This window comes from Kitasatospora sp. NPDC004745 (genome assembly GCF_042873275.1).
Taxonomy (GTDB): Bacteria; Actinomycetota; Actinomycetes; order Streptomycetales; family Streptomycetaceae; genus Kitasatospora.
The window spans coordinates 344,834-357,359 of record NZ_JBIALK010000005.1; the positions used below are offsets into that span (position 1 = coordinate 344,834).

Here is a 12,526-nt window from a genome sequence, read left to right on the forward strand (position 1 = left end):
GGCCGTTCGGCTGGACCTCGCGGCGTGGCGGGCCGGAGGGCGGGGTCGGGCGGAGCCGTGCCGGGCTACCGTCGAGCGGTCCGTCCCGTCCCGTTCGTCCCCGTTCCGGGAGAGTGATGCCGGGTATCCGCAGCTTCCGCTCACGGTGGCTCACCGCCGCCGCGGGCCTGTTGGTGTTCGCGTCGGGCCTGGTGGGTTGCGGGAGCAGCGCGCAGGGCGGCCCGGTCACGCTGAACTGGTACAACTTCCCTGACGACTCGGGGGCGTTGCAGCAGGCCGCCGACCGCTGCGGTCAGCAGTCCGGCGGCCGGTACAGCATCAAGTACAACAAGCTGCCGCGCGGCGCCGACGGGCAGCGGCAGCAACTGGTGCGCCGGATGGCCGCGCACGACGCCGAGGTGGACGTCCTGGGGCTGGACGTGACCTGGCCGGCGGAGTTCGCGCAGGCGGGCTGGATCCGGGAGTGGACCGGGGCGATGAAGGACCGGGCCACCGCGGACACCCTCGCGGCGGCGGTGCGGACCGCGACCTGGCAGGGGCGGCTGTTCGCGGCGCCGTACAACTCGAACACCCAACTGCTCTGGTACCGGGACGACCTGGTCCCCGACCCGCCGAAGACCTGGGCGGAGATGCTGGCGCAGGCGGACGCGCTGGCGAAGCAGGGCAAGCCGCACTACGTGGAGATCCAGGGCGCGCAGTACGAGGGCCTGACGGTCTGGTTCAACACCCTGATCACCAGCGCGGGCGGGTCGATCCTCACCCCGGACGCGCAGGCCCCCTCGCTCGGTCCGCCGGCGGTGCAGGCCGCACAGGTGATGCACGACACCGCGACCTCGGCGGCCGCCGACCCCTCGCTGCCCAACCAGATGGAGGACCAGAACCGGCTGGCGATGGAGTCGGGGACGGCCGCGTTCGAGCTCAACTACCCGTTCGTCTACCCGTCCATGAAGAGCAACCAGCCCGAGTTGTTCCAGCACTTCCGCTGGGCGCCCTACCCGTCGGTGCTGCCCGGCCGGCCGGCGACCGTCACGATCGGCGGCATCGACCTGGCCGTCGGCGCGTACAGCCGGCACCCGGACCTCGCGTTCGAGGCCACCCTGTGCCTGCGGGACCGGGAGAACCAGCTCACCAACGCGCTGAAGGGCGGCCTGCCGCCGTCGCTGCGCAGCCTCTACCAGGCGGCCGAGCTCACCGAGAGCTACCCGTTCGCGGCCGACGTGCTGACCGCGCTGGACAACGCCAGCGTCCGGCCGCAGACCCCCGCCTACCAGAACGTGTCCATCGCCATCTCGCACACCCTCTCACCGCCCGCCGACATCCGCCCGGAGAGCAGCGTGGCCGACCTCCGCGGGCAGATCGAGGCCGCCCTCGGCTCCAAGGGGCTGATCCCGTGACACCTGCCACCGCACTCGGCGACCAGGCCGGGAAGAAGAAGAGCGCGGGGCATTCCGAGGGCGCCCGCCAGGAGCGCCGGCTGGGACTGCTGCTGTGCGCGCCCGCCGCCGTCGTGATGCTGGCGGTCACCGCCTACCCGATCGCCTACGCGGTCTACCTCTCGCTCCAGCGCTACGACCTGCGCTTCCCTCAGCAGGCCCACTGGGTGGGGCTGTCCAACTACGGTGCGGTGCTCAGCTCGCCGTTCTGGTGGCAGGCGCTGTGGGTGACGGTGCTGATCACGGTGGTCTCGGTGGTGATCGAGCTGGTGCTCGGCATGGCGCTCGCCCTGGTGATGCACCGTACGGTGTTCGGCCGCGGGACCGTCCGGACGGCGGTGCTGATCCCGTACGGCATCGTCACCGTGGTCGCCGCCTACTCCTGGCAGTACGCCTGGACGCCCGGTGTCGGCTACCTCGCCGCACTCCTGCCGGAGGGCAGCGCCCCGCTGACCGACCAGTGGCAGGCGATCGGCCTGATCATCCTGGCGGAGGTGTGGAAGACCACGCCGTTCATGGCCCTGCTGCTGCTCGCGGGCCTGGCGCTGGTCCCCGAGGAGACCGTCCGGGCCGCCATGGTCGACGGCGCGACGTTCTGGCAGCGGCTGCGCCTGGTGATCCTGCCGCTGATGAAGCCGGCGATCCTGGTCGCCCTGCTCTTCCGCACCCTGGACGCGTTCCGCGTCTTCGACAACATCTACGTGCTGACCGGCGGCTCCAACGACACCGGTTCGGTGTCGATCCTCGGCTACGACAACCTCTTCACGGCTCTGAACCTGGGCATCGGGTCGGCGATCTCGGTCCTGATCTTCCTCTGCGTGGTGGTCATCGCCGTCGTCTTCATCAAGGTCTTCGGCGCCGCCGCGCCGGGCGGCGAACCGGAGCGCAGATGAGCAGCCACACCCGCACCCTGTCGAGCTGGGGCGTCGCCAACCTGATCGTCGTCCTGTACGCGCTGTTCCCGGTGTGGTGGATCGTGGCGCTCTCCTTCAAGACGCCGAGCACGCTCACCGACGGCGACTTCATCCCGCGCGAGTGGACCTGGGAGAACTACCGGGGCATCTTCCAGACCTCCGAGTTCACCCGCGCCCTGATCAACTCGATCGGCATCTCGGTGATCGCCACGACCATCGCGGTCGTCCTCGGCACCATGGCCGCCTACGCGGTGGCGCGGCTGCGCTTCCCCGGCAAACGGCTGCTGATCGGCGTCTCGCTGCTGATCGCCATGTTCCCGCCGATCTCGCTGGTTTCGCCGCTGTTCAACATCGAGCGCGTGCTGGGGATCTTCGACACCTGGGCGGGCCTGATCATCCCGTACATGACCTTCTCGCTGCCGCTGGCGATCTACACGCTGTCGGCGTTCTTCCGGGAGATCCCCTGGGACCTGGAGAAGGCGGCCAAGGTGGACGGCGCCACCCCGTGGCAGGCCTTCCGGCTGGTGATCGCCCCGCTGGCGGCGCCCGGCGTGTTCACCACGGGCATCCTCGTCTTCATCTTCTGCTGGAACGACTTCCTGTTCGCGATCTCGCTGACCTCGACGACCTCGGCCAGGACCGTCCCGGCCGCCATCGCCTTCTTCACCGGCAGCTCGCAGTTCCAGCAGCCGACCGGATCCATCGCCGCCGCGGCGGTGGTCATCACCATCCCGATCGTGATCTTCGTCCTGCTGTTCCAGCGCCGTATCGTCGCCGGCCTCACCGCCGGCGCAGTCAAGGGATGAGACCGCCCCACCGGGCGGACCAGGAAGGCGGACCGTGGCCGAGATCGTCCTCGACGGCATCACCAAGCGCTACCCCGACGGCGCGCTCGCCGTCCACCACTTCGACCTCACCATCGCCGACGGGGAGTTCGTCATCCTGGTCGGACCGTCCGGCTGCGGAAAGTCCACCACCCTGAACATGATCGCCGGGCTGGAAGACATCACCGAGGGCACCCTGCGGATCGGCGGACAGGTCGTCAACGACCGCGCCCCCAAGGACCGCGACATCGCCATGGTGTTCCAGAGCTACGCGCTCTACCCGCACATGACCGTCCGGGAGAACATGGGCTTCGCGCTGCGCCTCGCCAAGGTCGACAAGGCGACCATCGCGGCCAAGGTCGAGGAGGCCGCCGGCATCCTCGACCTGACCCAGCACCTCGAGCGCCGCCCGGCCAACCTCTCCGGCGGCCAGCGCCAGCGGGTCGCGATGGGCCGGGCCATCGTCCGGGACCCCAAGGTGTTCCTGATGGACGAGCCGCTGTCCAACCTCGACGCCAAGCTCCGGGTCCAGATGCGCACCCAGATCGCCGCCCTCCAGCGACGCCTGGGCACCACCACCGTCTACGTCACCCACGACCAGGTCGAGGCCATGACCCTCGGCGACCGGGTGGTCGTCATGCGCGCCGGTGTCGTCCAGCAGGTCGGCGAGCCGCAGCACCTCTACGACGCGCCGGCGAACCTCTTCGTCGCCGGCTTCATCGGCTCGCCCGGCATGAACTTCCTCGCCGCGACCGTCGAACAGGGCGCCCTGCGCACCTCCCTCGGCGACCTCCCCCTGGACGACCGCACGCGCCGCGTCCTGGAACGGGCGGACGCGCCGCGGGACGTCATCGTGGGGATCCGCCCCGAGGACTTCGAGGACGCCGACCTCGTCGACGACCACGGTGCGGGCCCGCACTTCACCGTCACCGTGGACGTGCGCGAGTCCGTCGGCTCCGACGTGTTCGTGCACTTCGCCGAGACCGGCGGGCCCGCCCACGCCGAGGAACTCGCCGAGCTCGCCGCCGACTCGGGCCGGGCCGACACCGGGATGAGCGAGCACCACGTCGTCGCCCGGCTGAACCCCGCCACCCGCGCGGCCGAGGGCGCCCGGCTGGACCTGCGGATCGACGCCTCCCGCATGCACGTCTTCGACCCCCGCAACGGCGTCAACCTGACCAGGCCCGACCAGCCGGCGACCTGACCAGGCCCGACCAGACGGCGACCTGAGGCCCGTGACCCTCGGCCGCCGGGGAGGGCCGGCCCGCCCGACGGCGGCGCGGCACGCGGGCAGGCATGAAGTCCGGGGGCGGGGGCACACGGTAGTCCGATCGGGTCGGAGTCGAACGAGGGGAGAAGACCGTGACGATCCTGTGGGCCCTGGTCGCAGGCCTGGTGGTGGGTCTGCTGGCGAAGCTCGTGCTGCCGGGCCGTCAGCCCGTCCCGCTGTGGCTGACCGTCCTCGTCGGCGCGGCGGGTGCCGTGCTCGGCAATGCCGCGGCGTCCTACTTCGGGGTGCGGCACACCGGCGGCATCGACTGGATCCGGCACCTGCTGCAGGTCGGCGTGGCGGCGGTGCTGATCGCGCTGGTGTCGCCCGCCTACGCGGGCCGGCGGCGCTGAGCCGGAGTGGTGAGTCTGTGCGCTGAGCTTTACGTGCTGAGTCTGTGTGCTGAGCCGACGCGCTGAGTCGACGCGCTGAGTCGACGGGCTGAGTCGACGCGCTGAGTCGGCCGTTCGGCCGGAGGACCCGAGGAGTGCCCTCGGGTCCTCCGGCCGAACGTGTTCGCAGGCGGGCGCCCGGAGGGCGCTCACGGCAGCTTCCTCCCGGCGTCCGTCGAGAGCTTCTCCGCCGGCTTGCCCCGGCCGCGACCGGGGACGGTCGATCAGGGACACCGGACCGCCGTTACCTCCCGTGACCTGGGAGGTCGTAACCTTCCTGGGACGCGTCCGTGGGACGAACGGGCGGAGTGACGGGTGACGGACACGCCCCGGCGCGCTGGTCCGCCGCCCGCGCGGGCACCGGAGCGGGAACCGCCGGACCGTACACGGCGTACTTCCCTCCCGGGGATCAAGAGCGAGGCGGGGGAACAGTGCCAGAGGGGATCGCGGAGTTGAGGGAGACGAACGGGCCGGCGCAGCTGCTCCAGGAGCTGAAGAGCCGGTCGGGGCTCAGCTACGGCGTGCTGGCGAAGAGGCTGCACCTGAGCACCTCGACGCTCCACCGCTACTGCAACGGCGATGTGACGCCGACGGAGTTCGCCCCGCTGGACCAGCTCGCGCGGCTGTGCAAGGCGACGCCGGCCGAGCTCGTCGAGCTGTACCGCCTCTGGGTCGTCGCCGATGCGATGCGGGGGAGCAAGGCGCCCAGCGCCGCCCCCGTGCCGGCGGCGGTGGACGCGGACGAGGGCCCGGCGGCCCGGGAGGCGGACGCGGGGGCGACGACGGGAGTGGTCACAGCGGCAGAGCCCGCGGAGGCGGCCGCGGGCAGGGGAGGCGTGGGGGAGGTCGAGCCCGCCTCCGGCACCGAGCCCGTCGACGCCCCGGCCGTCGTCGGTGCGGACCCGGGCCGCGGCCCCGTCGTACCGCGCCGCTGGCACGTCCGTCACCGGGGCGTGCTCGCCGCGGTGACGGCCACCGCGGTGCTGGCCACCGTCGGAGCCGTCGCCGCCGGTCTGAAGGCGCACACCGACGCCGCCACGCCGCCGGCCCGGGCCGAGGGCGTCACGCCCTCCGCCGGACCCTCGACCCCGGGCGTCCACGACGTGCCGTCCGCCCCCGGCTCCCCGCCGCCCGCCGTCGGTGCCGACGTGCTCCCGTCGGGGCCGGCCGGCGGGACCGACCCGGCCCCGATCACCGTCTCGGTCGCGCCGGCCGGCTGGGACTCCGCCTGCGACCAGTACGTGGTGAACCGCCCGCCGTCCGAGGTCCCCCGGCCGCCCGCCGTGCAGGACGTGAAGGGCTGGGCCGCCGGGGTCGGTGCCGTTCCCGGCCACTACCAGGCGATCAACCTCACCGTGCAGGGCACCGGCAAGGACACCGTGGTGCTGACGGCCCTCAACGTCCGGATCGTCCGGAGCGCGGCCCCGCTCGCCTGGAACGCCTACTCCATGGGCGAGGGCTGCGGCGGCGGGGTCGAAGTCCACTCCTACGACCTCGACCTGGACGCGGCCCGCCCCCGTCCGGTCGTCACCGATGGCAGCAAGGGCCTGCCGGTCAAGGTCAGCGAGGGCGACCCGGAGGTCATCGAGGTCACCGCCGAGACCACCGCCCACGACGTGACCTGGTACCTGGAACTGGAGTGGACCAGCGGCAACCGGAAGGGGACCTTTCCGGTCGACCTGGGCCATGGCACGCCGTTCCACACCAGCGCGATCAAGGGCCGGCCGCAGTACGTCTACCCGATCGGCGGCAAGGCCTGGGAGCCGAGCCCGTACCGGCGGTGACGGCGGCGCGGCGCGCCCTCGCCCCGGGCCGGGCGTCGGCACGAGGCGAGGAGCGGCCTTCCGGGGGCTCCGGGAGTGCTGGGCGGAAAACCGGGTGCACCGGGGGAGCGGAGCGCGTTACCCTCGGTCCCATGAACGTCACCGGCCCGAACACCGCTACCGCGCGAGCGACCAGCTCGCCGGTTGCCGCCGCCTGACGTACCCCTCACCCCCCCGGCGACCGGACACGGTCCGCCGGTGGTGGCCCCGAGGCGTTCCCTCCTCGGCCCCGATGATCGCGTGGACCAGTCCTCCGGCGCCCCACCACGGCCCACGCGAAGGAGCCACCCCCATGAACACCGACCGACTCGTCCGCACCTTCATCGAGTACTACGAGGAGCGGGGCCACCACCGGATCACGGGCTCGACCCTGCTGCCCCCGCCCGGCGACCCGGTGCTGTTCACCACCTCCGGCATGCACCCCCTCACGCCCCACCTGGAGGGGCGCCCGCACCCGCTCGGCAGGCGGCTCGTCAACGTCCAGCGCTGCCTGCGCACCACGGACCTCGACGAGGTCGGCGACCGTACCCACCTGACCGTCTTCGAGATGCTCGGCACCTGGTCCCTCGGCGACTACGAGGGCCCGCAGAGCCTCGACTGGGGCTACGGGCTGCTCACCGACGGCTTCGGCATCGATCCCGGCCTGCTCCACGTCACCGTCTTCGGAGGCGACGACCAGGTCGGTCCGGACACCGGCTCGCTGGAGCTGTGGCAGGACCGCGGCGTGCCCGTCGAGCTCACCGTCGAGGACAACTGGTGGTCCAACGGGCCGACCGGCCCCTGCGGTCCGGACTCGGAGATCTTCCTGTGGACCGGCGACACCCCGCCGCGGTCGACGCCCACCCAGGACGACCGCTGGGTGGAGGTGTGGAACCACGTGATGATGCGCCACCGGCGCCTCGAGGACGGCACGCTCGTGCCGCTGCCCCAGCGCAACATCGACACCGGACTCGGCCTGGAACGGCTCTCCTCGCTGCTGCAGGGCCGGTCGTCGGTCTTCGAGTGCGACGTCTTCGACCCCTGGCGCCACCACGTCCCCACCGTGTGGCGGCTGGACGAACCGTCACTGCGGCTGGTCTGCGACCACCTGCGCTCGGCCGTCGTCGTCATCGGCGACGGCGTCCGCCCGACCAACACCGGCCGCGGCTACGTGCTGCGCCGACTGGTGCGCCGGGTGCTCACCGTGCTCCGCCGGGACGACCCGCAGCGCGGCCTCGGCGACCTGCCGGTCGAACTGGTCCGGCACACCCTGGACCGCTTCCGCCAGGACGTCGACCCGGAGCAGGTGCGCCAGGTCCTGCTCGACGAGGAGCGCCGCTTCGGCCGTCTCCTGGAACGCGGCCGCCAGGTGCTCTCCCGGCCCCGCTTCCGCGGCCCGCTGACCGAGGACGACCTCCACTACCTCCACGACACCCACGGCCTGCCGCGCGACCTCGTCCTGAACCTGCGGACGCGGTGACGGCGCGGCGCCCGGCGGTGTGGCCGTGCGCGGTGGATCCCCGGTGACGGAGGCGGGATCCACCGCGCGGCGGGGGCGTGCAGCCGCCGTGCGCACGCCGGGTCCGCGGCCGGCGGCGGGGGCGTAGGGTCGGGCGAACCGGCAGGTCAGCGGCCGGTGGCCGGTGCCGGCGTTGGGCCGTCCGGGTGGTGGACTGGTTCGGCGGGGCCGGGTACGGGGCAGAGCCTCCGGCATGACGACTCCTTCGGCCAGGCACTCGCGGCGCCGGCAGCACCGTCCGACCGCCCCCGTGCGCACCCCCGCCGCACACACCGCCGCCGCCGTCCACACCCCCGCCGCCGGGCCTGCGGCCCCAGTCCCGCTGCGCGTCCAGAAGCCGTCGGCGCCGCCCCGGCGGAGCGGAGCGGGATGCTGCCGGACCTGGTCCAGCGAGCACCTCACCCGGGCCGGCCTGGTCGTGCGGAGGACCTGGCACGAACCGGCCTGCCGGACCTGGGACGGGGCCTGAACGCGCCGGCCGGGCAGCCGGTCTGACGGTGCGTCCGTCATTGTCAGTGGGGGGTGCAACACTCGGCGGGACGGCGGATCCCGGCCGTGCCGTCGACGACCCAGGAGGAGCACCACGTGGCTCAACTGCTCAGAGTCCAGAACTTCAACGTCTCCAGCGACGGGATCGGCGCCGGTGAGGACCAGACCCTGGAGCGGCCGTTCGGCCACGTCGACCCCGGGCGGCTCTTCTCCTGGGCCGGCGCCACGGCGAGCTGGCCCATGCGCACCGACCCCGGGGGCAGTCGCGGCCTCGACGACTACCTCACCCGGGACTACGCCCGCAACATCGGCGCCGAGATCATGGGCCGCAACAAGTTCGGTCCCCAGCGCGGCCCCTGGCAGGACCACGAGTGGCAGGGCTGGTGGGGCGACGAGCCCCCGTTCCGCACCCCGGTGTTCGTCCTGACCCACCACGAGCGCCCCTCGCTGACGCTCGGCGACACCACGTTCCACTTCGTCGACGGCGACCCGGCCACCGTCCTGGAACGGGCGCGGGAGGCCGCCCAGGGCAAGGACGTCCGGCTCGGCGGCGGGGCCACCACCATCCGGGAGTTCCTCGACGCCGACCTCGTCGACACCCTGCACGTGGCGGTCTCGCCGGTGAAGCTCGGATCCGGCGTACGCCTCTGGGAGTCCCCCGACGAGCTGCTCGACCGCTTCCACCTGGACGTCGTCCCCAGCCCGAGCGGGGTGACGCACCACCTGTTCTGGCGGAGGTGACACGGGGGCAAGCGTTACATTGGGGCGGAAACAGGCACGATCGCCGACGAGGTGTGGCCGATGCACGCGATCACCGACTGGCTGCGCAGCCTGTCCGGCCCGGTCGTGTACGCGGCCATCGGCGGCATGGTCCTCGCCGAGGACGCCCTGTTCTTCAGCTTCTTCATCCCCGGCGAGACCGCCGCCGTCCTCGGCGGCTTCCTCGCCCACCGGGGCAGCGTCTCCCTCGCCTGGATGGTCCTCGTCGTGGTCTGCGCGGCCGTCCTCGGCGACACCGTCGGCTACGAGATCGGCCGCCACCTCGGCCCGACCATCCTCCGGACCCGCCCGCTGCGGCGCCACGTCGAGCGGGTCGGCACGGCGCAGGACCTGATCCGCAGGCGCGGGCCGGCGGCCGTCTTCGTCGGCCGCTTCGTCGCCTTCTTCCGCCCGCTGGTGCCCTCGTTGGCCGGGATGTCCCGGATGCCGTACCGCCGGTTCCTGTTCTACAACGCCCTCGGCGGTGTCGCGTGGGGTGTCGGCTTCACCCTGTTGGGCTACTTCGCCGGAGCCGCCTACACCAGGGTCGAGGGCACCGTCGGCCGGGTCGCCGCCATCGCGATCGCCGGGATCGTCGCCGTCGCCCTGCTGGTCTGGTTCCTGCGGCGGCACCGCTCGCGGGGGAGCGGGGGCGGTGCGCCGTCGGACGACGGTGACAACGGCGGAACGAAGCCCTGAAGCGGGCGGCTCGGCTCCGGAACCGCTGCCGATGGGCACCGCGGCGACCCGAAGCACCACACGCGACACTTCTCCCTCACCGGCCCCTCGCGTGGTGGTCGGCGGGGCGCGTGTGTATCAGGACGTCTACAGGATTCGCGGATTCGCCTGCGGGGTAGCGCAGTTGGGTCGATCATGTCCGGGTGCTGACAGCCCCGGACCAGTCTCCGCCACCCGTGTCGCGTTCACCCTTCTGGCAGGAGAGGTCCTCGGTCTATCTCGGCGCGTGCGCCTCGCAGCTCTCGTTCTGGGGCCACGACTTCAGCGACGGGGCGTGGCCGGACGCCGAGGACCTGGGCATCCTGCTCGGCCGCACCGTCCGGGAGCTGGCCCAGGTCACCTCGATGCGCGGATGCGGAGACCTGCTGGCGCAGGCACTGCGGTCCCTCGAAGCGGCCCACCGGTGGTCGAGCCGGCCGTGCCCCGGGGCCCCGTCCATGGAGGCGCTGCACCTGCGGGAGGCCGCGGGCCTCATGGGCTCCGTCCGACGGCACCTGGCCGAGTCGGCGCCGCGCAGCGGGCCCTGCCTGCCGCCGCAGCGGAGCCGGGCGAGGACCGGCGGGACCCCGGCGGGGTAGTGGCGCGCAGCCCGTGCCGGGGCCCCCGCGCGGTGCTGCTCCCCACCGTTCCCCGCACCCGCGTGCGGCCGTCCGACCGGCCGTCCGTCGACACGCCGTTCGGCCCGCTGACCTTCGCCACGGCCATCGGCGACGACGGCCTCCCGCCACTGCCCGACGAACGGTTCGACCTGCCGGGAGGCCGCAGCGTCGCCCGCTGGACCCGCCCCGCGGCGCGCGTCGAGCTGCTGCTGACCCCGTACGACGCCCGGCTCGACCCCGAGGCCTGGGGCCCGCTGACCGGCTGCCGTGCGGCGGTCTGGCGGATCGACGCCGTCCGGCCGCTCCGGCGGGTGCGGTTCTCGGCGGGGCTGCCCCTGCGGCTCCCGGAGACCGCCGACGCGGGCTGGGACGGCGGCCAGGGCCTGGCCGCGATCACGGTGGACGACGAGACGACCCGCCTCACCGTCGGCGGCAACGACGAGGAGGCGATCTGCTGGTCGGCCGAAGCGGGCGAGGCGCCGCGGCGGTGGGCGGCGCTGATCGACGAGGTGCACGCCAACGCGTTCAACGGGTGGGGCGTCGACTTCGCCCGCCACCACGACCTCTCCTGGACGCTGCCACCCCTGGAGGCCGGCGACCACTGCGCACTCCCGGTGGTGGCCGCCTGGGCCCCGGCCGCGGACGAGACGGCGAACACCTGGTACGCCGCCGCGGTCTCGTCGACGGTGCTCCTGCGCCAGGCCGCGGAGCTGCGGTAAGACAGGGGCTCGGCGGCGGGGTGCGGCGGCGGCTCGGCTCAGACGCCGGCGTCCGCACGGTCGTCGAAGGTGCGGCGAGCACGTTCGATGGCGGGCAGCCGCGCGTCCGCCCAGGCCAGCAACGCGTCGACCGGGGCCCGCAGGGTCTTGCCGAGCGGGGTGATCCGGTAGGTGACCGCCACCGGGCGGGTGGCGGTCACCTCGCGCTCGACCACACCGTTGCGCTCCAGTCGCCGCAGTGTCGTGGTGAGGGACTTCTGGGTCACGGCGGGGATCGCCCGGCGCAACTCGTTGAATCGGCTGGGGCGTTCGCAGAGCTGGTTGAGCACGCTGAGGGACCACCTGTCGAGCACCTGGTCGAGGAGCTCGCGGTGCCGTGCGTCGATGCGGAGCTCGTCCGCGCCGCTTGTGGTGGCTGTGCCGTTTGCGGCTGTGTTTGCGGTGTCGGGGGTGGTGTCCACGGCGAAACCTGGTCTCGTTGAAGTGCTCTTCGGATCCTACGTATCGTCCGGATACCTGGACCGGGCGTCAACGCGGTCCGGTCAACGAGACCGTCACGAACAGGAGATACCGCCATGGCCGTCCGCCGGTTCACCCCGCAGGGCATGCTGCAGCCGACCCCGTACCACCACGTCGCCGTGGGGACCGGCACACGTCACGTCCACGTCAGTGGGCAGGTCGCCCGTCGGCCCGACGGGACGCCGGTGGCACCCGGTGACCTCGCCGGGCAGGTCGCCCACGCGCTGCGGAACACCGCCGTCGGACTGGCCGCTGCGGGCGCCTCGTTCGCGGACGTGATGCGGCTGACCTTCTACGTGACCGAGTGTTGCCCGGACCGGATCGGCGCGTTCACGGCCGGGGTGGAGGCCGTCGCGGATGAGGTCGGCCTCGCCCTGCCGATGCCCCCGGCCTCACTCATCGGCGTCGAGCAGCTCTTCGAGCCGGACGTCCTCGTCGAGGTGGAGGCCACCGCACTGCTCGACTGAGTCCACGGCCGGCTCGCGGCCGGTAGCCGTGCGCGCCCCGGGCGGAGATGCCCCGGAGCGCCACCGCGGTCGACGCGGCTGA

At 73.0% G+C, this 12,526-nt stretch carries 13 protein-coding genes; 12 read left to right on the forward strand and 1 reads right to left on the reverse strand.

Going from position 1 to position 12,526, the window contains the following annotated elements; genetic code table 11:
• Positions 1 to 116 precede the first annotated feature (116 nt).
• From ACFYUY_RS12830 to ACFYUY_RS12880, 11 genes are all read left to right on the forward strand, one after another.
• Positions 117 to 1,394, forward strand: coding sequence for an ABC transporter substrate-binding protein (locus ACFYUY_RS12830; protein WP_360215737.1), 1,278 nt, complete (start codon positions 117 to 119; stop codon positions 1,392 to 1,394).
• Positions 1,391 to 2,326, forward strand: coding sequence for a carbohydrate ABC transporter permease (locus tag ACFYUY_RS12835; RefSeq protein ID WP_387900414.1), 936 nt, complete (start codon positions 1,391 to 1,393; stop codon positions 2,324 to 2,326). The genes ACFYUY_RS12830 and ACFYUY_RS12835 overlap by 4 nt, the downstream gene beginning before the upstream one ends.
• Positions 2,323 to 3,153, forward strand: a complete 831-nt coding sequence (locus tag ACFYUY_RS12840; RefSeq protein WP_360215731.1) for a carbohydrate ABC transporter permease — start codon at positions 2,323 to 2,325, stop codon at positions 3,151 to 3,153. Before ACFYUY_RS12835 ends, ACFYUY_RS12840 begins: the two co-directional genes overlap by 4 nt.
• A gap of 34 nt (positions 3,154 to 3,187) precedes the next feature.
• Positions 3,188 to 4,375 carry an ABC transporter ATP-binding protein gene (locus ACFYUY_RS12845; RefSeq protein ID WP_387900416.1) on the forward strand — a complete coding sequence of 396 codons (1,188 nt, stop codon included), beginning with the start codon at positions 3,188 to 3,190 and terminating at the stop codon, positions 4,373 to 4,375.
• A gap of 158 nt (positions 4,376 to 4,533) precedes the next feature.
• Positions 4,534 to 4,794 carry a GlsB/YeaQ/YmgE family stress response membrane protein gene (locus tag ACFYUY_RS12850; RefSeq protein WP_360215725.1) on the forward strand — a complete coding sequence of 87 codons (261 nt, stop codon included), beginning with the start codon at positions 4,534 to 4,536 and terminating at the stop codon, positions 4,792 to 4,794.
• A 491-nt stretch (positions 4,795 to 5,285) separates the two neighbouring features.
• The gene (locus ACFYUY_RS12855) at positions 5,286 to 6,617 is read left to right on the forward strand and encodes a helix-turn-helix domain-containing protein (protein WP_387900418.1); all 1,332 of its coding nucleotides are present in this window, start codon (positions 5,286 to 5,288) and stop codon (positions 6,615 to 6,617) included.
• A gap of 331 nt (positions 6,618 to 6,948) precedes the next feature.
• On the forward strand, positions 6,949 to 8,115 hold the full coding sequence (locus tag ACFYUY_RS12860; RefSeq protein ID WP_387900420.1) for an alanine--tRNA ligase-related protein: 1,167 nt from the start codon (positions 6,949 to 6,951) through the stop codon (positions 8,113 to 8,115).
• Between the two features lie 624 nt (positions 8,116 to 8,739).
• Entirely contained in the window at positions 8,740 to 9,384 is a 645-nt protein-coding gene (locus tag ACFYUY_RS12865; RefSeq protein ID WP_360215716.1) for a dihydrofolate reductase family protein, read from the forward strand.
• 60 nt (positions 9,385 to 9,444) lie between these two features.
• Complete coding sequence (locus tag ACFYUY_RS12870) at positions 9,445 to 10,101, forward strand: DedA family protein (RefSeq protein ID WP_387900422.1); 657 nt, start codon at positions 9,445 to 9,447, stop codon at positions 10,099 to 10,101.
• Positions 10,102 to 10,316: 215 nt separating this feature from the next.
• The gene (locus ACFYUY_RS12875) at positions 10,317 to 10,718 is read left to right on the forward strand and encodes a hypothetical protein (RefSeq protein ID WP_360215710.1); all 402 of its coding nucleotides are present in this window, start codon (positions 10,317 to 10,319) and stop codon (positions 10,716 to 10,718) included.
• Positions 10,719 to 10,780: 62 nt separating this feature from the next.
• On the forward strand, positions 10,781 to 11,458 hold the full coding sequence (locus ACFYUY_RS12880) for a hypothetical protein (protein WP_387900424.1): 678 nt from the start codon (positions 10,781 to 10,783) through the stop codon (positions 11,456 to 11,458).
• A 38-nt stretch (positions 11,459 to 11,496) separates the two neighbouring features.
• Here ACFYUY_RS12880 and ACFYUY_RS12885 read toward each other — a convergent pair whose 3' ends face one another.
• Positions 11,497 to 11,844, reverse strand: coding sequence for a winged helix-turn-helix transcriptional regulator (locus ACFYUY_RS12885; protein ID WP_387900486.1), 348 nt, complete (start codon positions 11,842 to 11,844; stop codon positions 11,497 to 11,499).
• A 189-nt stretch (positions 11,845 to 12,033) separates the two neighbouring features.
• Here ACFYUY_RS12885 and ACFYUY_RS12890 point away from each other — a divergent pair, with 189 nt between their 5' ends.
• The gene (locus tag ACFYUY_RS12890; RefSeq protein ID WP_387900426.1) at positions 12,034 to 12,444 is read left to right on the forward strand and encodes a RidA family protein; all 411 of its coding nucleotides are present in this window, start codon (positions 12,034 to 12,036) and stop codon (positions 12,442 to 12,444) included.
• Positions 12,445 to 12,526 lie beyond the last annotated feature (82 nt).

What these genes read in the sequence shown, in the direction of transcription:
- ACFYUY_RS12830 (WP_360215737.1), top strand. Translation starts at nt 117, where the DNA reads ATGCCGGGTATCCGCAGCTTCCGCTCACGGTGGCTCACCGCCGCCGCG.
- ACFYUY_RS12840 (WP_360215731.1), top strand. Translation starts at nt 2,323, where the DNA reads ATGAGCAGCCACACCCGCACCCTGTCGAGCTGGGGCGTCGCCAACCTG.
- ACFYUY_RS12860 (WP_387900420.1), top strand. Translation starts at nt 6,949, where the DNA reads ATGAACACCGACCGACTCGTCCGCACCTTCATCGAGTACTACGAGGAG.
- ACFYUY_RS12870 (WP_387900422.1), top strand. Translation starts at nt 9,445, where the DNA reads ATGCACGCGATCACCGACTGGCTGCGCAGCCTGTCCGGCCCGGTCGTG.
- ACFYUY_RS12890 (WP_387900426.1), top strand. Translation starts at nt 12,034, where the DNA reads ATGGCCGTCCGCCGGTTCACCCCGCAGGGCATGCTGCAGCCGACCCCG.